The 19754-nt window shown below is 64.8% G+C and carries 18 protein-coding genes; 10 read left to right on the top strand and 8 right to left on the bottom strand.

Annotated elements, in window-relative coordinates; all coding sequences use genetic code 11:
- The first annotated feature begins 1 nt into the window (after position 1).
- Positions 2-2263 carry a trehalose-6-phosphate synthase gene (locus Q0743_RS21990; protein ID WP_298243580.1) on the top strand — a complete coding sequence of 754 codons (2262 nt, stop codon included), beginning with the start codon at positions 2-4 and terminating at the stop codon, positions 2261-2263.
- 171 nt (positions 2264-2434) lie between these two features.
- The gene (locus Q0743_RS21985) at positions 2435-3190 is read left to right on the top strand and encodes a Crp/Fnr family transcriptional regulator (RefSeq protein ID WP_298243579.1); all 756 of its coding nucleotides are present in this window, start codon (positions 2435-2437) and stop codon (positions 3188-3190) included.
- 69 nt (positions 3191-3259) lie between these two features.
- Here the strand turns inward: Q0743_RS21985 and Q0743_RS21980 are convergent, their stop codons facing one another.
- Together Q0743_RS21980 and Q0743_RS21975 are read right to left on the bottom strand one after the other, a co-directional pair.
- Positions 3260-4450 carry an acetylornithine transaminase gene (locus tag Q0743_RS21980; RefSeq protein WP_298243578.1) on the bottom strand — a complete coding sequence of 397 codons (1191 nt, stop codon included), beginning with the start codon at positions 4448-4450 and terminating at the stop codon, positions 3260-3262.
- Between the two features lie 267 nt (positions 4451-4717).
- A complete protein-coding gene (locus Q0743_RS21975) occupies positions 4718-5359 on the bottom strand; it encodes a hypothetical protein (RefSeq protein ID WP_298243577.1) in 642 nt (213 codons plus the stop codon).
- 234 nt (positions 5360-5593) lie between these two features.
- On the opposite strand from Q0743_RS21975, the gene Q0743_RS21970 reads away from it, so the two are divergent.
- Positions 5594-6535 carry a hypothetical protein gene (locus Q0743_RS21970; RefSeq protein WP_367184932.1) on the top strand — a complete coding sequence of 314 codons (942 nt, stop codon included), beginning with the start codon at positions 5594-5596 and terminating at the stop codon, positions 6533-6535.
- Positions 6536-6764: 229 nt separating this feature from the next.
- Here Q0743_RS21970 and rimO read toward each other — a convergent pair whose 3' ends face one another.
- On the bottom strand, positions 6765-8090 hold the full coding sequence (gene rimO / locus Q0743_RS21965; RefSeq protein ID WP_298243575.1) for a 30S ribosomal protein S12 methylthiotransferase RimO: 1326 nt from the start codon (positions 8088-8090) through the stop codon (positions 6765-6767).
- A gap of 111 nt (positions 8091-8201) precedes the next feature.
- Here rimO and Q0743_RS21960 point away from each other — a divergent pair, with 111 nt between their 5' ends.
- The 5 genes from Q0743_RS21960 (at position 8202) to Q0743_RS21940 (ending at position 14043) form a co-directional block, all read left to right on the top strand.
- Positions 8202-8792 carry an ANTAR domain-containing response regulator gene (locus Q0743_RS21960; protein ID WP_145633838.1) on the top strand — a complete coding sequence of 197 codons (591 nt, stop codon included), beginning with the start codon at positions 8202-8204 and terminating at the stop codon, positions 8790-8792.
- Complete coding sequence (locus Q0743_RS21955; protein WP_298243574.1) at positions 8789-9952, top strand: CmpA/NrtA family ABC transporter substrate-binding protein; 1164 nt, start codon at positions 8789-8791, stop codon at positions 9950-9952. The genes Q0743_RS21960 and Q0743_RS21955 overlap by 4 nt, the downstream gene beginning before the upstream one ends.
- A gap of 337 nt (positions 9953-10289) precedes the next feature.
- Positions 10290-12083, top strand: a complete 1794-nt coding sequence (locus tag Q0743_RS21950; protein ID WP_298243573.1) for a NirA family protein — start codon at positions 10290-10292, stop codon at positions 12081-12083.
- Positions 12080-13690, top strand: coding sequence for a sulfite reductase subunit alpha (locus Q0743_RS21945; protein ID WP_298243572.1), 1611 nt, complete (start codon positions 12080-12082; stop codon positions 13688-13690). Before Q0743_RS21950 ends, Q0743_RS21945 begins: the two co-directional genes overlap by 4 nt.
- Positions 13691-13890: 200 nt before the next feature.
- Positions 13891-14043: a hypothetical protein gene (locus Q0743_RS21940; RefSeq protein WP_298243571.1), complete on the top strand. Its 153-nt coding sequence runs from the start codon at positions 13891-13893 to the stop codon at positions 14041-14043.
- Positions 14044-14163: 120 nt separating this feature from the next.
- On the opposite strand, the gene Q0743_RS21935 is transcribed toward Q0743_RS21940, so the two are convergent.
- Genes Q0743_RS21935 through pxpB form a run of 3 tightly spaced genes read right to left on the bottom strand, consistent with a single transcriptional unit; the run spans position 14164 to position 16733 of the window.
- Positions 14164-14934: a 5-oxoprolinase subunit PxpA gene (locus Q0743_RS21935; protein ID WP_298243570.1), complete on the bottom strand. Its 771-nt coding sequence runs from the start codon at positions 14932-14934 to the stop codon at positions 14164-14166.
- A gap of 33 nt (positions 14935-14967) precedes the next feature.
- Positions 14968-16005 (bottom strand): biotin-dependent carboxyltransferase family protein, encoded by a 1038-nt coding sequence (locus Q0743_RS21930; RefSeq protein WP_298243569.1) that lies wholly within the window; start codon positions 16003-16005, stop codon positions 14968-14970.
- Positions 16002-16733, bottom strand: coding sequence for a 5-oxoprolinase subunit PxpB (gene pxpB / locus Q0743_RS21925; protein ID WP_298243568.1), 732 nt, complete (start codon positions 16731-16733; stop codon positions 16002-16004). The genes Q0743_RS21930 and pxpB overlap by 4 nt, the downstream gene beginning before the upstream one ends.
- Before the next feature lie 260 nt (positions 16734-16993).
- On the opposite strand from pxpB, the gene Q0743_RS21920 reads away from it, so the two are divergent.
- Positions 16994-17692 carry a ribonuclease activity regulator RraA gene (locus Q0743_RS21920; RefSeq protein ID WP_298243567.1) on the top strand — a complete coding sequence of 233 codons (699 nt, stop codon included), beginning with the start codon at positions 16994-16996 and terminating at the stop codon, positions 17690-17692.
- Positions 17693-17715: 23 nt separating this feature from the next.
- Positions 17716-18120, top strand: a complete 405-nt coding sequence (locus Q0743_RS21915) for a cupin domain-containing protein (RefSeq protein WP_298243566.1) — start codon at positions 17716-17718, stop codon at positions 18118-18120.
- Positions 18121-18263: 143 nt separating this feature from the next.
- On the opposite strand, the gene Q0743_RS21910 is transcribed toward Q0743_RS21915, so the two are convergent.
- Positions 18264-18620, bottom strand: coding sequence for a hypothetical protein (locus Q0743_RS21910; protein WP_298243565.1), 357 nt, complete (start codon positions 18618-18620; stop codon positions 18264-18266).
- 174 nt (positions 18621-18794) lie between these two features.
- Complete coding sequence (locus Q0743_RS21905; RefSeq protein WP_298243564.1) at positions 18795-19583, bottom strand: DUF2147 domain-containing protein; 789 nt, start codon at positions 19581-19583, stop codon at positions 18795-18797.
- Positions 19584-19754: the final 171 nt, after the last annotated feature.

Genomic DNA, 19754 nt, shown 5'->3' with positions numbered 1-19754 from the left:
AATGCCGATCAGGCTCAGGGACTTCGTCCGCTTCGCGGTCTTCGGCGTCGCAGTCGCCTTGATTGTTGCGTTCGGAATCTCTCCGTTCACGGGAGGCGTCGTTCAACAATGGTCGCGAAGCGACGTCGAGGCGCGGTCGAGGCTCGTCTTCAATGCGATCCAGCCGTTTCTCGACCGCGACGTAGCGGATCAATCCTGGGATCGCCTGAGCGAGCTGTTCCGGCGCGTGGCGTTGGACAAGAAGATCCTGGCCGTCGGCTTTTGTAGTCGGGCAGGAACGCTGGTCGCTCCGACGCCGGAAATGCCCGCGAGCTTCGACTGCGGCAAGATCGCGAAATTCGAGAGCGAGAGCTTCTCCGATATCGCCAGCGGTGGCCGGCGAATTCTGGTGGCTGCGTTTCCCGTCGGCAGCAGTGAAGGCCGATCCTATCTCGTGATCCTGACCGACTTGAGCTTTGCGAGCGCGCGCTCCAGCCAGGTGGTCGCCTACCTGCTTGCCTCTCTGGCCGGCGTCGTGCTGGTGCTGACGGTCGGCACCATCATCTTTGCCATCTTCATGCTGCGCAGCTGGATGAATTCTCTCAGGCGCGCGGTCGACGAGGTGCGCCTGGGCAGGTCAGGCGAGCGGCCTCCAGCGAGCGGCTCCGCCATGGACCGCGAGATCCACAAGCTGCTCCGTCGGGCTGAAGATTTCACCCTGACGCACCAGATCGACTGGACCCCAAGGGCACTTCAGGAACTGCTGAACGGCGTGTTGCCGGGCGCCGAGGTGCTGGTCTTGTCGAATCGAGAGCCGTACATCCACAACCGGACGGATGACGGAGTTGTCGTGCAGCGGCCGGCGAGTGGGCTGGTTTCGGCGCTTGAGCCGATCATGCGGGCCTGCGGCGGCACCTGGATCGCCCATGGCAGCGGGAGCGCAGACCGGGACACTGTCGATGCCCAAGACAGGATCAGGGTTCCGGAGGGTTCGCCAGCCTATGCGCTGCGCCGCGTCTGGATATCCGAGGCGGAGCAGGACGGCTACTATTACGGCTTTGCCAACGAGGGGCTGTGGCCGCTATGCCATATCGTCTTCGTGCGGCCTTCGTTCCGAACCGATGATTGGCAGACGTATCAACGCGTCAATCAGCGTTTCGCGGATGCCGTCGTTGCGGAAGCACGAACCGAGGATCCGGTCGTGCTGGTGCAGGACTATCACTTCGCGCTGGCTCCCAAGATGATCCGGCAGCGGCTTCCGAGGGCGACGATCATCTCGTTCTGGCACATTCCGTGGCCAAATGCCGAGACGTTCAGCATCTGCCCGTGGCGGCGCGAGATCATCGAGGGGATGCTGGGGAGCACCATCCTGGGGTTTCACACTCAGTTCCACTGCAACAATTTCATCGAGTGCGTCGATCGTTTCGTGGAGAGCCGGATCGACCGTGAGGTGCAAGCGGTCAGCCTTGGCGGCCACGAGACGAGGATCCGCGCCTATCCGATCTCGATCGAATGGCCGCCTGGCGCGCTCGCGGGAGTCCCGGCGCGGGACGCGTGTCGTGCGGAAGTCCTGGCGAAATTCGATCTGGTCGAAAACACCAAGGTGATCGTCGGCGTCGAGAGGTTTGACTATACCAAAGGCATTCCGGACCGCATGCAGGCGATCGATGCGTTGTTGACCCGCGATCCATCCTGGAAGGGGCGGCTCGTCTTCATCCAGGTCGCAGCCCCGACTCGCAGCAAGCTCGGCACCTATTCGCGGCTGCAGTCGGAAGCAGAGAATCTCGCATCCGAGATCAATGGCCGCCATGGGGATGACCAGTCGCCCATCCGGCTGATCGCGCGACACTACGAATCGAGCGACGTATTCAAGCTGTTCCGCGCCGCAGACGTCTGCGTGGTCAGTAGCCTCCATGACGGCATGAACCTTGTCGCCAAGGAATTCGTCAGCTGCCGCGATGACAACGCGGGCGTGCTCGTGCTGTCGAGTTTCACCGGGGCGGCCCGAGAGATGTCCGAAGCGCTGATCGTCAATCCTTACGACACTGAAGAACTCGCCGCCGCGATCAAGCGGGCCATGACCATGCCGCTGGACGAGCAGGCCGAACGGATGAAGCTGATGCGGCAGCAGGTTAAGGAGAACAACGTCTACCGCTGGGCGGGAACGATGCTGGTCGATGCTGCACGCAGCCGCACCCGCGAGCGGATTGTCGCCTTGACCGAATTCGGCGAGAACGCGCGTCCGACGGCAGCAGGGACACCGACGATTTGGCCTGGGTCGTAGGGCAGGATTCCGGGGCTGCAGTTCCGTCTGTCGGCGTCTGCGCTACTATGTCACAATACAGACGTGGGATCGAAAGCTAGTTTCGCGACGATACCGAGGGTCGCTTCGGCCTTGGAAGCGATCGTTGTGCCGATTGCAGCTCGAGGTCCTGTGCAGGATACGCACGATCCAATGACATTGAAACCCGTCAGCAGTGCCGGTGCGGTACCGTTTAGCGTCCAGAATGCGGTTCTGGCGACTTTGCCTGAGGCAGAGTTCGCTCTGTTGCGACCACACCTGAAGGCCGTCTCGCTGAAGCGAAACGAGATTCTTCAGGATGCGCTGCGTTATCCGGATGCGGCCTATTTCATCGAGTCCGGCGTGGTCTCGCGGATGGTTCGAACCGCTAGGGATGGATTGGTCGAGGTGGCCGTCGTCGGCAAGTTCGGATTTGTCGGCGTGTCGCTGGTGCTCGGTACGATGCAGACAATTCAGCGAAGCGTCGTGTGCGTTCCCGGAAACGCTCTTCGCATCGAAGCAAGTGCGTTTCGCGACATCCTGCAGCAAAGCCCGGCGACACGCGAGCATCTGCTCAAGTATGTGCAGTTGTTGATCGCGCTCAACGCGCAAATTGCCTTGTGCAATGCCAGACACGAGATTCCCCAGCGTGTAGCGCGGTGGATACTGCTTGCTCAGGACCGCATCGGGAAAGATCGCGTTCCCGTGACGCATGGAATGATCGCGTCGGCTCTCGGGGTAAGGCGGCCAGGCGTGTCGAAGGCGCTGTCGGACTTCGAGGCAGGAGGTATCATCGAGGGATCGCGGGGCGCCATTCGAATCCGGGATATGGCGGGGTTACGCCGTGAAGCCTGCGAATGCGAGAAGATTCTGAAGGATCGATTCCGCGTCTTTCGTGACATGCCCTATCACCATCATCGCGTCATGTGACACGCTCGTCAGACCTGAGGTGAAAGGCCGCCGCGCGTTGCGCGCGACGGCGTCGGGATCAGGCCGGTGTTACGCCACGCGTCTTGCCGCACCCGCCTTCGTCAAAATTCCGTCGAGACAATCGATCATTTCGGCGATCTCGGCCCGCGCGACGTTGAGCGCGGGCATGAAGCGCAGGGTGTCGAGCTGCGGGGCGTTGAGCAGCACGCCGGCTTCGAATGCCTGAGCGACGATGCCGGGCGCGATCGGCAGCTTGAGATCGAGCGCGAGCAGCAGGCCACGTCCCCGGACGCCGCCGAGCCCGTGCCGGGCCGAGACCTTCTGCAACTCGCTTTCGAGCAGCAGGCCGGTCTCGGCGACCTGTTTCAGGAAGTCCGGCTTGCCGACCTCCTCGAGGACGGCAAGGCCAGCCGCGCACATGATCGGGTTGCCGTTGAACGTGCCGCCCTGGTCGCCGTGCTCGAAGCAGGAGGCACGTTCGGTTGCGAGCAGGGCTGCGAGCGGCACGCCGCCACCGATGCCCTTGCCGAGCGTCATGATGTCGGGCGCAATGCCTGCGTGCTCGTAATGGAAGAGCTTTCCGGTCCGGCCCATGCCGGTCTGGATCTCGTCGAAGATGAGTAAGAGGCCGTGCGCCTCGGTCAGCGCGCGCAGCTGTTGCAGCAATTGATCGGTCGCGGGCCACACGCCGGATTCGCCCTGGATCGGCTCAAGCATCACAGCGACGGTGTTGTGGTTGATCAGCGCTTCCACCGAGGCGATGTCATTCAGCTTGGCCTTCTTGAAGCCGGCGACCTTCGGCTCGAACAGCGGTTCGAATGCCTTCTTGCCCGAGGCTGACATCGTCGCCAGCGTCCTGCCGTGGAAGCCGCCTTCGAAACTGATGATCTCGAACGCGCCGTTCTTGTGCAGGCTGCCGTATTTGCGCGCGAGCTTGATCGCGCCCTCATTGGCTTCGGCCCCGGAGTTGGCGAAGAACACCTGGTCGAACGCGCTGTTTGCGACCAGCGCCTCGGCCAGCTTCAGGCTCGGCTCGTTGTAGAAGGCCGGGCTCGGCGTTAGCAGCCGCTTGGCCTGCGCGCTGAGCGCGTCGGCGACCACCGGCGGGGAGTGGCCGAGGCAGTTGACGGCCCAGCCCTGCACGAAGTCGAGATAGCGCTTGCGATCGTCGTCCCAGAGGTAGGAGCCCGCGCCGCGGACAAACACGGCCTTCGGCCGTGCGGTGATGTCCATCAGCGCGTCGTACGGATGCGTCGTCATGTCGAACTCCTCTGGAGGCGGGTGGAAAAGGGGTGCAAAAAGCAGAAAGGCCGCACCTTGCGGGTGCGGCCTTCTCGAAAACCTCGGCTGAATTCAGTGGTTCAGCGGCGTCCTCGGACATGGCGCACCCTCTCGTCGTCGCGGGAGCGACGGCGGAGCATTTCGGTGCGCTGGTTGGTCCGGTTGATCATGGGGCGCGTCCGTACAGCCGAATGGCAGGGTTTGTCAAGCGGGTGTTTTGCACGACACAGCCTTCGCGTGCACCGCTCAGGTCGGGTGCGGCGCTTCCTCGGCGTGGTCACGGCCCCAATCGGCGTCCGCAATCGACGTGTCGATCAGCTCGCCGCGCAGCAGCTTGAGCGGCGAATTCCAGTACAGCGCGATATTGTGGAAGGGATCGGTCAGCACCTTGAACACCCAGACGAGGCCGGTTGTGACATCGCGTGTCGCGAACAGCTGGAGCATGCGGGCAAGGCCGCCACCGACGCCGATCGCGAGCCAGAGCGAGCCGATGTGACGGATGAAATCGAAACGCGAGACCGGCGGATCGAACAGCCCGAACAGGGAAGGGAACGCGTACAGCGCGACCGGCGCGCTGCCCCACACCAGCAGCAGGATGATCTTGCGGGTCTGGTTGTAGCCGACCTTGACCGCTTCCTTGTAATCATTGCTGACGTCGTTGACGACGTCATAGCCGTTCGGCTCGAAGAAGAAATGCCCGGTCTGCCGTGTCAGCATCGCGAGCCAGCCGACGAGGCCTGCGAGGGCAGGGTCTCTGAACAGCAATGCGTAACAGCCGAGAAAGATCACGGCGCTGACGAGATGCAGTGTCTGGTTGACGGTGCTCTGGTGATAGAAGCGGTAATCGTCGAAGCGCTGCGTGCGCAGCATGCTCGAGAGGCGGCTCATCCTCGTTTCCTCGCTCGCGTTGAAAACGGGGGAGAGTTAGGACGAGTCCGTGACCCCTGCGTGAATGCACTATAGTGTCACATGACGCACGCAGCCCGTCCCGACACCGGCCGGTTTCGTCCCTTTTCGTCACTCGCCCCGCAGAACCATCGCGCCGCTGGCGCGTTTGTGATCGAACCGGACGCAACTCCGCCCAGACCAAGATGGGCGGGACCAACCAGATTGTCTTCAACCTTGTCCGATACGCCTTACCCGATCGACCTCGACAGTATTCGCGGCGCATTTCCGCCGGGCATCGAAGCGCCTCCGCTGCTGGTCGACTTTGCCGCCTGGCTCAACGGGCGCCCCTGGGGCAGCGTCGGCTGCTTTTCGCTTGAGGGGCAGTTCTCCGATCACGCGCCGATCGTCGACGGCAGTCCGTTGCGGGACAGGTTCTCGCTGTTCATGCGGCTGCCGGACGGTTCGGCCGTCGGCGGCTGGTACGGCGCGGGTCTTGACCGCGACAACCCGCCGATCGTCGGTCTTGGCTCCGAGGGCGATTACGAGCTGCTGGCGCCGAGCCTCGATGCCTTGCTGGCCAAGCTGACGTCGCAAGCCTTCGACAGCGCCTGGAGCGACCTTCGCCCGCACGAAGACGTCGAGTCCCAGACGGTCGAGCTTGCGCAATGGCTTGCCGGCCAGTCCGCCGGCGACAAGACGGGGTGTGATGACAGCGCGTCCGATCTTCCCGACTTCCGCGGCTTCGTGGAGAAATGGAGCCGGGATCGCGAAGACTACTGGGCCAATCATCGGCTGATGGCCGAGCTCGGCTGGCGGCTGGCCGCGCATCTGCCGAAGGGCAAGAATCCATGGGACCGCACCCGTTTCGAGGTCGCGATCGTCGGCAAGCAGTATCAGGCGCGCGTGCTCTCACGCGGACCGCAGCCGTTCGAGGAGGCCGCCGCGATCGAATCCCTGCTGCGCGATCTGCGCGAGGAGATGCGCAAGGCACAGCCTGAGCTTGGGCTGTGGTACGTGATGAAATTCGGCCTCCATGCCGATGGCCGCGTCATGCCGAGCTTCGAATACGATGTGCGCCCGACCATCGACGGCGAGCCGGCGTTGCTCTCCGAGGCGAAAGCCGATCTCACCCGTGCTCCGCGCCCCGAGCGCTGGGTGCCGAAATGGCTGGCCTGACGACATTCACGGCGTCGTTGCGACCGCGGAAAACGCAAAGATAATTGCGTCATCCTGAGGTGCGAGGCATGGGACGCAAGGGCGTCCCATGGGGAGCCTCGAAGGATGAGCGGCCGCGATGCAGCCGGGCCGTCGTCCTTCGAGGCTTGCTCTATGGCGCGATGGCGCCGCAGAGCAAGCACCTCAGGATGACGGAGATGGAGCGTGACGCTCGCGATGACAGGGGGGCTTAGAACCCCGCGACGCTGCCGTGCAGATCGTACTGGTCGGCGCGCTCGATCTTCGCGGTGACGATCTCGCCGACGCGCAAGGGCCGGCGGCTCGTCAGGTACACCGCGCCGTCGATCTCCGGCGCATCGGCCTTGGAGCGGCCTTTCGCCACCGTCGGGCCGACCTCGTCGATGATGATCTGCTGGCGGGTGCCGACCTTGCGCTTCAGACGTCGCGCGGAGATCTTCTGCTGGCGGGCCATCAGCGCATTGTAGCGCTCCTGCTTGACCTCTTCCGGCACCGGGTTCTCGATCGCGTTCGAGGTCGCACCGGCAACCGGCTCGTATTTGAAGCAGCCGAGACGATCGATCTCGGCTTCATCGAGCCAGTCGAGCAGATAGGCGAAGTCGGCATCGGTCTCGCCGGGGAAGCCGACGATGAAGGTCGAGCGCAAGGCAAGATCGGGACATTCCTCGCGCCAGCGCTTGATGCGCGCCAGTGTCTTGTCCTGCGCGGCCGGGCGCTTCATCGCCTTCAGCACCTCGGGGCTCGCATGCTGAAACGGGATATCGAGATAGGGCAGCACCTTGCCCTCGTTCATCAGCGCGATGACTTCGTCGACATGGGGGTAGGGGTAGACGTATTGCAGTCGCACCCAGGCTCCTAATTCACCGAGCTCGCGCGCGAGGTCCAGGAATTTGGCGCGGACCTGGCGGTCCTTCCACGGGCTCTCGGCATATTTGAGATCGACGCCATAGGCCGAGGTGTCCTGCGAGATCACCAGCAGCTCTTTGACGCCGGCGCCGACCAGCCGCTCGGCCTCGCGCAGCACATCATTGGCCGGACGTGAGACGAGGTCGCCGCGCAGCTTCGGAATGATGCAGAAGGTGCAGCGGTTGTTGCAGCCCTCGGAAATCTTCAGATACGCATAGTGACGCGGCGTCAGCTTGATGCCCTGCGGCGGCACCAGGTCCACGTGCGGATTGTGGGCGGGCGGCAGCGCGCGATGCACGGCGTCGAGCACGCTCTCATATTGCTGCGGGCCGGTGATGGAGAGCACGCCGGGATAGGCCTGCTCGATCTGCTCCGGCTCGGCACCCATGCAGCCGGTCACGATCACCTTGCCGTTCTCGGCCATGGCCTCGCCGATCGCCGAGAGCGATTCCTGCTTGGCGCTGTCGAGGAAGCCGCAGGTATTGACGATGACGATGTCGGCCCCGTCATGCTTGCGGGCGAGCTCGTAGCCCTCCGCGCGCAGGCGCGTGATGATGCGCTCGGAATCCACCAATGCCTTGGGGCACCCGAGCGACACGAAGCTGACCTTGGGCGCAGCCGTCTGATCCATATCCAAATCTGCCTGATTGACAGGCCTGAGCTAGTCCCAATTGCCCACAATTACAACCCTTTGCAGGGCGTTCCGGCGTGCTATGGATGAATCACCTGCCGTGAGTGAGCCATGAGCGCCGAACAGTCGCCCAAAATCGTGATCGTCGACGAAAGCCCTGTCCGGGCTGCGATCCTGGAGGAGGGATTGCGGGAGGCCGGATTCACGCAGGTCGTCCATATCAGCGAGATGCAGAGCCTGCTCGCCCGTATTTATGCGGTGGATCCCGACATCATCCTGATCGATCTCGAAAACCCCAGCCGCGACGTGCTGGAGGCGATGTTCCAGGTCAGCCGCGCCGTGAAGCGGCCGATCGCGATGTTCGTCGACCAGAGCGATTCCGCCTCGATCCAGGCCTCGGTGGAGGCGGGGGTATCTGCCTACATCGTCGACGGGCTGAAGAAGGAGCGCATCAAGCCGATCCTCGACCTCTGCGTGTCCCGCTTCAACGCCTTCGCCAAGCTCCAGGAGGAGCTGGAGCGGACCAAGTCGCAGCTCGAGGACCGCAAGATCATCGAGCGCGCCAAGGGCATATTGATGAAGGTGAAGGGTCTCACCGAGGACGAGGCCTACGTGCTGCTGCGCTCGACCGCGATGCGCGAGAAGAAGAAAATCGGCGAGATCGCGCAGTCGATCATCACCGCGTCGGAGATGCTGAAATGACCGCCCCCTTGCGCATCGGGTTCATTCCGCTGGTTGATGCCGCCGCGCTGATCGTCGCCGTCGACAAGGGCTTTGCCGCCGCCGAAGGCCTCGACGTCGAGCTGGTGCGCGAAGTGTCGTGGTCCAACGTCCGCGACAAGCTCAATATCGGCCTGTTCGACGCCGCGCATCTGCTCGCGCCCGTGGCGATCGCGTCCTCGCTCGGGCTCGGCCACGTCAAGGTGCCGATCGCAGCTCCCTTCAATCTCGGCATCAACGGCAATGCCATCACGGTGTCGCCGGCACTCCATGCGGCGCTGATGGAGGAGATCGACGGCGATCGCTTTGACCCGATGGTGACGGCGAAAGCGCTGGCGAAAGTGGTGGCCAAGCGGCGCAAGGCGGGTGCCGAGCCGCTGACCTTCGGCATGACCTTCCCGTTCTCGACCCACAATTACCAGCTGCGGTTCTGGATGGCGGCGGCCGGCGTCGACCCGGACGAGGATGTGCGCCTCGTCGTGTTGCCGCCGCCCTACATGGTCGACAGTCTCGCCAACGGCCATGTCGATGCGTTCTGCGTCGGCGCGCCCTGGAATTCGGTCGCGGTCGATCTCGGCATCGGCCACATCCTGCATTTCGTCTCCGACATCCTGGTGCGCGCCGCCGAGAAGGTGTTGGCGGTCCGTGAGGTCTGGGCCGACAAGAACCCGGACGTGGTCGCAAGCCTCGTGCGTGCGGCGGTGAAGGGGGCCGAGTTCATCGAGCAGCCCGCGAACCTCACTGAAGCCGCGGAGATCCTGGCGCGGCCCGAGCGGATCGGCGTCGATGCCGAAGTCATCCAGCGCACGCTGACCGGGCGTCTGAAGATCTCCCCTGATGGCACCTTCCGCGAAAGCGGCCGCTATCTCCTGGTGGGGCGGGAGGAGGCCGGGCGTCCCGATCCGGTCCAGGCCGCCTGGCTCTATGCGCAGATGGTGCGGTGGGGGCAGACCGCGCTCAACCCCGAAGGCGTCAAGACGGCAATGTCCGTGTTCAGGCCGGACCTTTACGATGCGGCGCTCGGCCGCCGGCCGCCCGAGCAGGCTCCCGCGGCGTTCGGGGCATTCGCCGGCCCGGTCTTCGATCCCGACAACATCCGGGGGCATCTTGAGGCCTTCGAGGTTGGGCGCTGGAAGACTTGATTCGCTCTGCCTAATTCTTGGGCAAGTTGTGACATCGGCTAGATTTTGAGCTGCGTGCTCGAATTTCGTGAGCCGTTCGCACCCTGGGATCTTCAGGGTATCCACCTAATTATCTGAAATCACTACATTTCCTGTTTTGTCAAAGCTGGCACGCAACTTGAATGTTGCAGTGCGGCCAGCTTGTCACAGGTGCCTGCTGAGCCAAGTCCCGCAGCAACGAAGCTGATCGGACCGTTGGGTAATGAAGCCGGCTCCTGAGCCAGCCCAGTTCCTCGCGGGTCGCGCCAATGTCCGTCGATGCCACTCCCGTGTGGCCGCAGGAGCTTCGTTACCGACCATGAAAATCGATACGCTCGCAGTCGACTTCACCGACGAGCAGAAACGCTATCTCGAAGGATTTACGACCGGTCTGCAGATCAGCCGGGTCGGCCGCGGTGTTGGCGGTGGTCTTGGCGGCGGCGCCGGCAAGGCGAATGCCGAGCCGGTTGGTCCCGATGCCGTGCACATCAAGGCGCAGGACAAGGTGATCGCGTCGGGCAAGAAGCTCGCCGACCAGGAGAAGTTCAAGCGCGACGAGCATCCCTTCGATGCCTATCCGCGGCTGCGCCAGCAGGCAGCCGACAACGCCCCGCCGAGCCCGGCGGACAATTTCCGCTGGCGCTATTACGGCATCTTCTACGTCGCGCCGACGCAGGACTCCTATATGAGCCGCCTGCGCATTCCGAACGGCATCATGAAGCATTGGCAGCTGTCGGGCCTTGCCGATCTCGCTGACGAATTGTGCGGCCCGTACAGCCACGTCACCACGCGCGCCAATCTGCAGCTCCGCGAGATCCCGCCGAAGCACGCGGTGAAACTGCTCGAGGGCATCCAGGAGCTTGGCTTGTGCTCGCGCGGCTCCGGCGCCGACAATATCCGCAACGTGACGGGCACGCCGACGGCGGGCATCGATCCGCAGGAAATCATCGACACGCGGCCCTATGCGCGCGAGTGGCACTACCACATCCTCAACGATCGCTCGCTCTACGGCCTGCCGCGCAAGTTCAACGTCGCCTTCGACGGTGCCGGAAGGATCGCCGTGCTCGAAGAGACCAACGACATCGCGTTCACCGCGTTCGAGGTGAAGGACGGCTTTGGCGTGGAGCCGGGCGTCTGGTTCCGGCTCGGCCTCGGCGGCATCACCGGCCACAAGGACTTTGCGAAATATTCCGGCATCATCGTCAAGCCGGAGCAGGCGACCGCCGTGGCGGACGCCATCGTGCGTGTGTTCATCGACCATGGCGACCGCACCAACCGCAACAAGGCGCGGCTGAAATACGTGCTCGACGCGATGGGTCATGACGGCTTCCTCAAGCTGGTCGAGGAGCGACTGAAGACGCCGTTCACGCGCGTCCCGGAGGAAGCCTTCGCGCCGCGACCTGCCGCGGACCGCATGGCGCATGTCGGTGTGCACAAGCAAAAGCAGGACGGTCTCAACTGGATCGGCGTGTCGCTGACGCTCGGCAAGCTCAGCTGTGAGCAGATGAGGGGCCTCGCCAAGGTCTCGTTCGACCTCGGCGATGGCGAGATCCGTCTTACGGTCTGGCAGAACCTCTTGATCTCGGGCGTGCGCGACGAGAATGTCGAGCTTGCCATCGCCGCGATCAAGCAGATCGGGCTCGCGGTCGAGGCTTCCCATATCCGCGCCGGCCTGATCGCCTGCACCGGCAATGCCGGCTGCCGCTTTGCCGCCGCCAACACCAAGCGCAATGCCGAGGAGATCGGCGACTGGTGCGAGCCGCGCGTTGCCATGGACAAGCCGGTCAACATCCATGTCACCGGCTGCCATCATTCCTGCGCGCAGCACTACATCAGCGACATCGGCCTGATCGGTGCGCGCGTGCCGATCAATGAGGAGGACACGGTCGAAGGCTATCACCTCTTCACCGGCGGCGGCTTCGGCCCCGATGCCGACGTCGGGCAGGAGGTCTATCACGACCTCAAGGCCGAAGACGCGCCGAAGACGGTCGAGGGACTGCTCAAGGCCTATCTCGTTCACCGTTCGTCCGCCGACGAAACGTTCCTCTCTTTCGCGCGCCGCCATGACGGCGAAACGTTGCGCAAGCTTGCCGATGCACAGGTGTCCGCATGAACCAGATCACCCCTCCGCCCAGGCTCGATATCATTCCCGCCAGCGCGCCGTTCTCCGACGCGCAGCGCTCCTGGCTGAACGGCTTCTTTGCCGGACTGCTGTCGCCTGAATTGGCCGCGCCGCTGTCAGCCGAGCAGGGCGCTGCCGTCATGCAAGGCGCCGGTGACGGAGACGACGGCGAAGCGCCATGGCACGACCAGACCATGCCGATTGCCGATCGGATGAAGCTCGCCGAGGGCCGGCCCGTCCGCCGCAAGATGATGGCGGCGATGGCGCAGCAGGATTGCGGCCAGTGCGGCTACAATTGCCATGACTATTCCGAGGCAATCGCCAGCCGCAGCGAGGCGCGGCTCAACCTCTGCGTTCCCGGCGGCAAGGAAACCGCGCGGATGCTGAAGTCGCTCGCCGAGGAGCTCGACAAGGCTCCCGCGGCGAAGGCGCCCGAAAAGTCGGACGCTGTGGCCGCGCCCGCCGTGACCGTGACGATCGCCGAGCCCGGCCGCTCACGCGACAATCCGACCGAGGCGACCTTCCTGTCGCGGCGTCTGCTCAACAAGGGCAAGTCGGAGAAGGAGACCTACCACGTCGAGTTCGACCTCTCCGAGAGCAAGCTCGACTACGTCGTCGGCGACAGTTTTGGCGTGTTCGCGCGCAACGATGTCGGCCTTGTCGACCAGATCATCGCGCTGCTCGGCGCCTCCCACACCACCAAAGTCAACGGCAAGACGCTGCGCGAGGTGTTGATCGACGACGTCTCGCTGTCGCCGGCGCCGGACTCGCTGTTCGAGCTGATCTCCTTCATCACCGGCGGCGCGCAGCGCGAGAAGGCAAGGGCGCTGGCGCAGGGAGAGGATCCCGATGGCGATGCCGCAACGCTCGACGTGATGGCGGCACTGCAGAAGTTCTCCGGCACGCGGCCGCATCCGGAGGCCTTCGTGGAGGCGCTGGAGCCGCTGCAGCCGCGACTTTATTCGATCTCCTCGTCGCACAATGCCACGCCCGGAAAGCTGTCTCTGACGGTCGATTCCGTGCGATACTTGATCGGCAAGCGCAAGCGTGTCGGCGTCGCCTCGACCTTCCTCGGCGAGCGCATCAACGAGGGTGAGAAGCTCAAGGTCTATGTGCAGAAGGCGCACAATTTCGGCCTGCCGCAGGACCCGAAGACATCAGTGATCATGATCGGTCCCGGCACCGGCATTGCGCCGTTCCGCGCCTTCCTGCTCGACCGCAAGGCGACCGGCGCGCCCGGCAAGAACTGGCTGTTCTTCGGCCATCAGCGCAGCGATTGCGATTTCTTCTACCAGGAAGAGCTCAATGCGATGAAGACCTCTGGCCAGTTGACGCGGCTGTCGCTGGCCTGGTCGCGCGACGGCGAGAAGAAATTCTACGTGCAGGACCGCATGCGCGAGGTCGGTCGCGAACTGTGGACATGGCTCGCCGACGGCGCGCATCTCTACATCTGCGGCGATGCCAAGCGGATGGCCAAGGACGTCGAGCGCGCGCTGGTCGACATCGTCGCCCAGTTCGGGGCGCGTTCGACGGACGAGGCGGTCAGCTTCGTCGCCGAGCTCAAGAAGACCGGCCGTTTCCAGGCGGACGTGTACTGACCGTCGTCAATCGGTTATCCGAGCCGGTTCCAACTGGCTCGGATTTGAGCGAATAAGATTCTCGGAACCCGCTCCTGGAGAGAATTTACCTCTGTGATGCGGCCTTCTCGGAGGAGGCGCATCGCTATTTGCGCCACCGTCTTGCCTCCCGCCCAGGTTGATCCTTCATAATCCCGCAAATGGGGCGTTGGAGATCGACCATGCGCGAACTATCGGCGGAAGCCAGACTGCATTTCTACGCGCGCTCGCTCTCGCAGCGGACCGGTGCGAGCATGCACCATGTCGCGCTCTACAGCGCGTTTGCGGTCATCGCGGCGATCGTGTTCGGGACGTTGTCGGTACATCCGTTCTAGCGTCTTGCTTAGTCCGGTAGGGTGGGCAAAGCGGAGCGTGCCCACCACCTGCTTCGATCATGCGGAGATCGTGGGCACGGCGCTATGCGCCTTTGCCCACCCTACGGCACCTGATGTGTCTCACGACCCGCGCTTGAACGGCGCGACCTCGATCCCCGCGGTCTTCAATGCCTGACGCAAGGTCCGGGCGATCTCCACGGCGCCGTGGGTGTCGCCGTGGATGCACACCGTATCCGTGCGCATCTTGATGACCTTGCCTGTCACCGAGACCACCGCGCCGTCCTGCACCATGCGGACCACGCGGTCGGCGATCGCCTTGGCGTCGTGCAGCACCGCGCCGGGCTTCTTGCGCGAGACGAGGTTGCCGTCGTCCTCATAGGCGCGGTCGGCGAACACCTCGTGCACCATCGGCAGGTTGGCGTCTTCGCCTGCCTTCACCAGCTTCGAATTGGCGAGCACGACGAAGATCAGGCTGGCGTCGACCGCCTTGATCCCGGCGGCGATCGCCTTCGCCGTCATGTCGTCCTCGCAGGCGACGTTGGAGAGCGCGCCATGTGCCTTCACATGCGTGACCTTGTGGCCTGCCGCGGTCGCGATCGCCTGCAAGGCACCGATCTGGTAGGCGACGAGGTTCTCGATTTCGGAGGCCTTGAGCCCCGCGATCGGATGCCGGCCGAAGCCGTGCAGGTCGCGGTAGCCGGGATGGGCGCCGACCGAGACGCCGCGCGCCTTCGCCAGCTCCACCGTCCGGCGCATGATATCGGGGTCGCCGGCATGGAAGCCGCAGGCGACGTTGACCGAGCTAGCAAGGTCGATCATCGCGGCGTCGTTGCCCATCTCCCAAGCGCCGAAACCTTCGCCGAGGTCGCAGTTCAGATCGATCGTCTTCATGGGTGCTCTCCGCCTCTGGTCTTGTTGTTACGTTCAAGGCTCCGCGGTGACCTGCCACGTCCCGGCATCGACGGCGCTCACGGCATAACCGGCGACGTTGGCATCACTGAGGGCCTCGATGTTGAGCTCGACAGTGTCGGAGGCGCGCAGGCGATCGGGCAGGGTCTTGATCGCTTGCGCGAACTTGCGCGCCTCGTCCTGCGCCTCGGCCATGCTGACGGCCTTGAAGCGGAACGCCGTTCCCGCCGAGGTCTGCGCGAGGCGGCCGACGTCGGCGGTGATGATGGTTGCGATCTTCGGATAGCCGCCGGAGGTGCCGCGATCCATCATCAGCGCGATCGGCGCGCCGTTGCCGGGCACCTGGATGCTGCCGTTGACGGTGCCGTCGGAGACGATGTTGTGGCCGTGCAGGTGCTTGATCGCGGGTCCTTCGAGCCGGTAGCCCATGCGATCGGAGGTCGCCGAGATCTTCCACTCGCTCTCCAGGAACAGCGCCTTGTTGGCGTCGTCGAACTCGTCGTCCTGCGGTCCCAAAAGAACACGGATCGGACCGCTCACGGGCTTCGGCAATTCGATCCGCAACTCCGGCGCGCCACTCGCGGCATCGACGCTGAACTCGTCGCCGGCCTGGAGCGGGCGCGGGTAGGGGCTGCCGAGGCCGGCGCGGGCATTCACCGCGAGGCTGCCGAACACCGCCTCGCCCTTGATGGCGCCTTCGATGGCGAGATAGGTGAAGGCGCCGCCGCGGGCGAAACCCAGCGTCAGCGTCTCGCCGTCTTTCAGCGTCACCGACGAGTCCATGGCGAGCGGATTTCCGGCGACGTCCGCATTGCGCGGCGCGCCTGAAATCGCCACGCGCACGGCGCCGTCGCGCGCGGTGAAGGACGCGCCAAACGGGCCGATCTCCACAGCTGCCGCGAACGGCTCGTTGCCGACCAGCGTGTTCGCCGCGGCCAGCGACAGCCGGTCCATGGCGCCGCTGACCGTCAGGCCGTAGCGCTGCGCGCCGTGGCGTCCGCCGTCCTGAACGGAGCTTGCCGGCCCGATGCTGGCGACGACGAGCCGGTTCATGCGTTCACCTGCTCGGCGACGATCTCGCCGGCTTCCGCCGCGCGGTCCATCTCGTCGAAGGTCCTGTGGTCGATGGCGAAGAACGTCACGCGGTCGCCGGGTTCGGTGAGGAAGGTCGGATTGCGGTGGAGCTGATAGGTTCGCACCGGCGTGCGGCCGAGCAGATGCCAGCCGCTGGGGGCGGCAAGGCATTGGATGCCGGCCTGGACTCCGCCGATCGAGATCGTGCCGGCGGGCGTCAGCAGCCGCGGCGACTGCCGGCGCGACATATGCAGGGATTTGTCGAGGCCGCTGAGATAGGACCAGCCCGGCGTGAAGCCGATCATGGCGACCTTGTAGTCGCCGCCCGCATGCCGGGCGACGATGTCGTCGGGCGTGGTGCTGAGCGCCTTGGCGACATCCTCGAGATCGATGCCGTGCTCGCCGCCATAGGCCACGGGAATGCGCCAGCGGCGCGTCTTGGTGACCGGCGGCGGTGGCTGGATCGCGATGGGGAGCAGCTTGTCACCGAGCGCATCGAAACTGATCTTGCCGGGGTCGTAATGCACCAGCAGCGAGCGATAGGTCGGCACCGTCTCGGTGATGCCCTCGATGGGGCTTGCGGCGAGCGCCTTGTCCAGCGCCAGCACGCGCTGGTTGGCATCGTCGTCGATGGTGCGGCTGAACTCGACCGTGACGGCACTGTCGCCACTGGGCAGAAGGCGGGGCGGAGGAAGCGTCGCGGCCATTGAGCTGTCGAGGTGAGCTGTCAAAATCGGGCTTCGGAAGAACGCGGGCTCGACCTTGAGTTCCGCGTCACCCCTGCTTCGCGTAAATGCGCCCGCAAGTCCAATAAATTAATCCAGGGGAGGGCGATAAAGCCTTGTTATCGCGTCGCATAACGGCTGTGCGGCCCTGCATTCCTGCGGGTCTATTGGCCCTTGACGCAAGGGCTGCGGCTCGCAAGATGCGCGCGTTCTTTCCCGCACCCCGGAGCTCGTTCTCGTCCATGTCGTTGTCCCCCGAAGCCCGCAAGACCCTCGCCGGCATCACCACTGCCACCATCACCACGGTCCTGCTCAAGAAGGGCCTGCGCAATGTGTGGATGCGGGGCGCGAGGCCGCTGCGCCCGGGCCTGCCGCGCCTGGTGGGACCGGCCTTCACGCTGCGCTTCGTGCCGGCGCGCGAGGATCTGGCGACGCCGGAATCCTGGTCCTCGCCGATCTCGACCCGCACCGCGATCGAGGCGATGCCCGAGGGCTGCATTGCCGTGGTCGACGCCATGGGCATCACCGACGCCGGCATCTTCGGCGACATCCTCTGCGCCCGCATGGTCAAGCGCGGCGTCACCGCGCTCGTCACTGACGGCGTCGTGCGTGACGTCGAGGGTGTGCTCGGCACCAATCTTCCGGTGTGGTGCGACGGCTATGCCGCGCCGCCGTCGGTGGCGGGCCTGACCTTCGTCGGCTGGGGCGAGCCGATCGGTTGTGGCGGCGTTGCCGTTTTCCCGAACGATATCGTCGTCGCCGACCAGGACGGCTGCGTGCTGATCCCGCAGGCGATGCTCGAGCACGTGCTCAACGAGGGCGTCGAGCAGGAGCGGATGGAAGCGTGGATCGTGGGCGAGGTGAACAACGGCGCGGCGCTGCCCGGTCTCTATCCCATGAACGCCGAAACCAAGGCGCGCTACGCCGCCAGCAAGAAGTAACGGATCAGGAAACGAGGGACGTCATGGACATCACGCTTGCAGGCAAACGGCCCACCCGCCGCGCGCCCAAGGAAAATTTCACCGGGACCGTGTTGCAGGATCCCATCAACATGGCGCCCGCGCCGGCACGGCTCAACGTCTCGCGCGTTTCGTTCGAGCCGGGCGCCCGCACCAACTGGCACCATCATCCGCTCGGGCAGACGCTCTACGTGATTTCCGGCGTCGGCCGCGTCCAGACCAAGGGTGGTCCGGTGCAGGAAATCCGTCCCGGCGACACCGTCTGGATTCCGCCGGGTGAAGTGCATTGGCACGGCGCCTCGCCTGATAACAGCATGTGCCACATCGCCATGCAGGAAGCGCTCGACGGCGTCTATTCGACCTGGCTCGAGCCGGTCACGGACGCGGAGTATTCGGCGCCGCTGGGCTAGGCTGCGTGTCCCGGACAAGATGCATCGCCTCAAGGCGATGCGTCGCCGATCCGGGGCCCAGAATCTTCCGAACGATTGGCGCGACAGGGTCCCGGCTCTGCGCAGCAACGCTTCGCGTCGCAACTTGTCCGGGACACGACAACCTACATCCGCTCCGCCGTCCACGTGCCCGTGCACAGCGCACCGCGCCACGTGCCGGAGCCGGACGTGCCGCTGAGGCGGCCGAAGCCGACGGCGCGCTTGATGCCGGTGCTCAGGGTGACGTTGATGCTGCCGGCGTCGGCGACGCGGCCCGAAGCCGACACCGCCGCGCTGCTCGATGCGATCTGACCGTTGTTGATGCCGATCGCCACCGTCGCGCCGTTGCCGCAGGTCTCACTCGATGAGGAGATGCGGACATTCCATGTGCCGTCGAAACTGCTTGTCGCAGCATCAGCCTCTGCGAGCGGGAAGGCGGTGGCGACGAGGATGGCGAAGAGACCTTTGCGAAAGCCGTTCATGACACGCCCCTGTGGGTGACCATGCGGGGAACGTGGCACGGACGCGGAACCGGAGATGTGAGACCTGTCACGCGCGCGGGAGGCTCTGTGAGGTAGCGCACCTCGCCAATCGTGCGGCAAAAGCAAAGGGGCCCGGTTCGCGGGCCCCTTTCAACGGAACGGCTACGTTGAACCTCAGTTCACACGCGTCCAGGTCTGGCCGCCGCAGAACATGCCGCCGAAGGCGCAGCCCTGCACGCGCATCGCATTCGGGCCCTTCATCGCGATGGTCGAGTCGTAGTTGCGGCCGGAGTTGGGATCGTGGATGCGGCCGCTCCACTTCGAGCCCTCGGGCTTCATGTTGATCAGGATGCGCTCGTTGGTCTTCTCGGCATAACCGCACAGATTGGCGCCACACTGCTCGACGCGGACATTGCCCTTGTTCTCTTCGGTCGCCCAGACGCCGATCGGCGAGTTCGGGGCGGCCACGGGCGCCGCAGCCACCGGGGCCGGAGCGGGCGCAGGAGCAACCGCGACCGGCGCAGGAGCGGGAGCGGGAGCCGCAACGGGCGCGGGCGGCGTCGTATTGTCGTAGCTGGCAGACGGAGCGGCGGCCACCGTCGCGGCCGGAGCGGGCGCCGCAGGCGCGGCCGGTGCGGTTGCCTGGACCGGGGCCTGCTGCACGGGTTGCTGCTGCGCCGGAGCAGGCGCGGGCTGCGCGGTGGTGGCCGGAGCCGGCGTGGTGTCGACGTCATCGTCCTTGGAGCCACCGAGGCCCTTGAGGTTGATGTTGTTCAGCTTGATCGGCTTGTCGGACAGGCCCGGCGCGACGATGGTCACGCAATTGAGCGAAGCGCAGTTGCGCGGCGTCTCGATGCGGATGTGCTGGCCCTCGATCTGGAACGAGATCGTATTTCCGCCGGCATGCGCGGCGGCGGTCGACGCCAGGAAGAGCGCGGTGGCGGCGATGGTGAGCTTGTTCATGACAACCTCCGAAAATGGCGTGGTCCCGATGGACTGAAGTCGCCGGTGGGTGAAGCGTGGTTCGACCCTATGCCGGGCTGGCGGGACGTTCTGTGATGGGAGTCACAACGGCCCCAGACGCCTGGGTGAGCCAGCGCACATCCAGCCGCGGTTCATCCCGCATAACCTTGT

It is taken from the genome of uncultured Bradyrhizobium sp., from assembly GCF_936943645.1.
In the GTDB taxonomy this organism is placed as follows: Bacteria; Pseudomonadota; Alphaproteobacteria; order Rhizobiales; family Xanthobacteraceae; genus Bradyrhizobium.
Note: the sequence above shows the minus strand (reverse complement) of the source record. Positions and strands in the feature narration are given on the sequence as shown.

Coding starts and splice junctions, on each gene's coding strand:
- Q0743_RS21990 (WP_298243580.1), top strand. CDS start 2: ATGCCGATCAGGCTCAGGGACTTCGTCCGCTTCGCGGTCTTCGGCGTC.
- Q0743_RS21955 (WP_298243574.1), top strand. CDS start 8,789: ATGACCGCCCCCTTGCGCATCGGGTTCATTCCGCTGGTTGATGCCGCC.
- Q0743_RS21975 (WP_298243577.1), bottom strand. CDS start 5,359: ATGAGCCGCCTCTCGAGCATGCTGCGCACGCAGCGCTTCGACGATTAC.
- rimO (WP_298243575.1), bottom strand. CDS start 8,090: ATGGATCAGACGGCTGCGCCCAAGGTCAGCTTCGTGTCGCTCGGGTGC.
- Q0743_RS21915 (WP_298243566.1), top strand. CDS start 17,716: ATGGACATCACGCTTGCAGGCAAACGGCCCACCCGCCGCGCGCCCAAG.
- pxpB (WP_298243568.1), bottom strand. CDS start 16,733: ATGGCCGCGACGCTTCCTCCGCCCCGCCTTCTGCCCAGTGGCGACAGT.
- Q0743_RS21935 (WP_298243570.1), bottom strand. CDS start 14,934: ATGAAGACGATCGATCTGAACTGCGACCTCGGCGAAGGTTTCGGCGCT.
- Q0743_RS21980 (WP_298243578.1), bottom strand. CDS start 4,450: ATGACGACGCATCCGTACGACGCGCTGATGGACATCACCGCACGGCCG.
- Q0743_RS21985 (WP_298243579.1), top strand. CDS start 2,435: ATGACATTGAAACCCGTCAGCAGTGCCGGTGCGGTACCGTTTAGCGTC.
- Q0743_RS21960 (WP_145633838.1), top strand. CDS start 8,202: ATGAGCGCCGAACAGTCGCCCAAAATCGTGATCGTCGACGAAAGCCCT.
- Q0743_RS21905 (WP_298243564.1), bottom strand. CDS start 19,583: ATGAACAAGCTCACCATCGCCGCCACCGCGCTCTTCCTGGCGTCGACC.
- Q0743_RS21930 (WP_298243569.1), bottom strand. CDS start 16,005: ATGAACCGGCTCGTCGTCGCCAGCATCGGGCCGGCAAGCTCCGTTCAG.
- Q0743_RS21920 (WP_298243567.1), top strand. CDS start 16,994: ATGTCGTTGTCCCCCGAAGCCCGCAAGACCCTCGCCGGCATCACCACT.
- Q0743_RS21950 (WP_298243573.1), top strand. CDS start 10,290: ATGAAAATCGATACGCTCGCAGTCGACTTCACCGACGAGCAGAAACGC.
- Q0743_RS21945 (WP_298243572.1), top strand. CDS start 12,080: ATGAACCAGATCACCCCTCCGCCCAGGCTCGATATCATTCCCGCCAGC.
- Q0743_RS21940 (WP_298243571.1), top strand. CDS start 13,891: ATGCGCGAACTATCGGCGGAAGCCAGACTGCATTTCTACGCGCGCTCG.
- Q0743_RS21910 (WP_298243565.1), bottom strand. CDS start 18,620: ATGAACGGCTTTCGCAAAGGTCTCTTCGCCATCCTCGTCGCCACCGCC.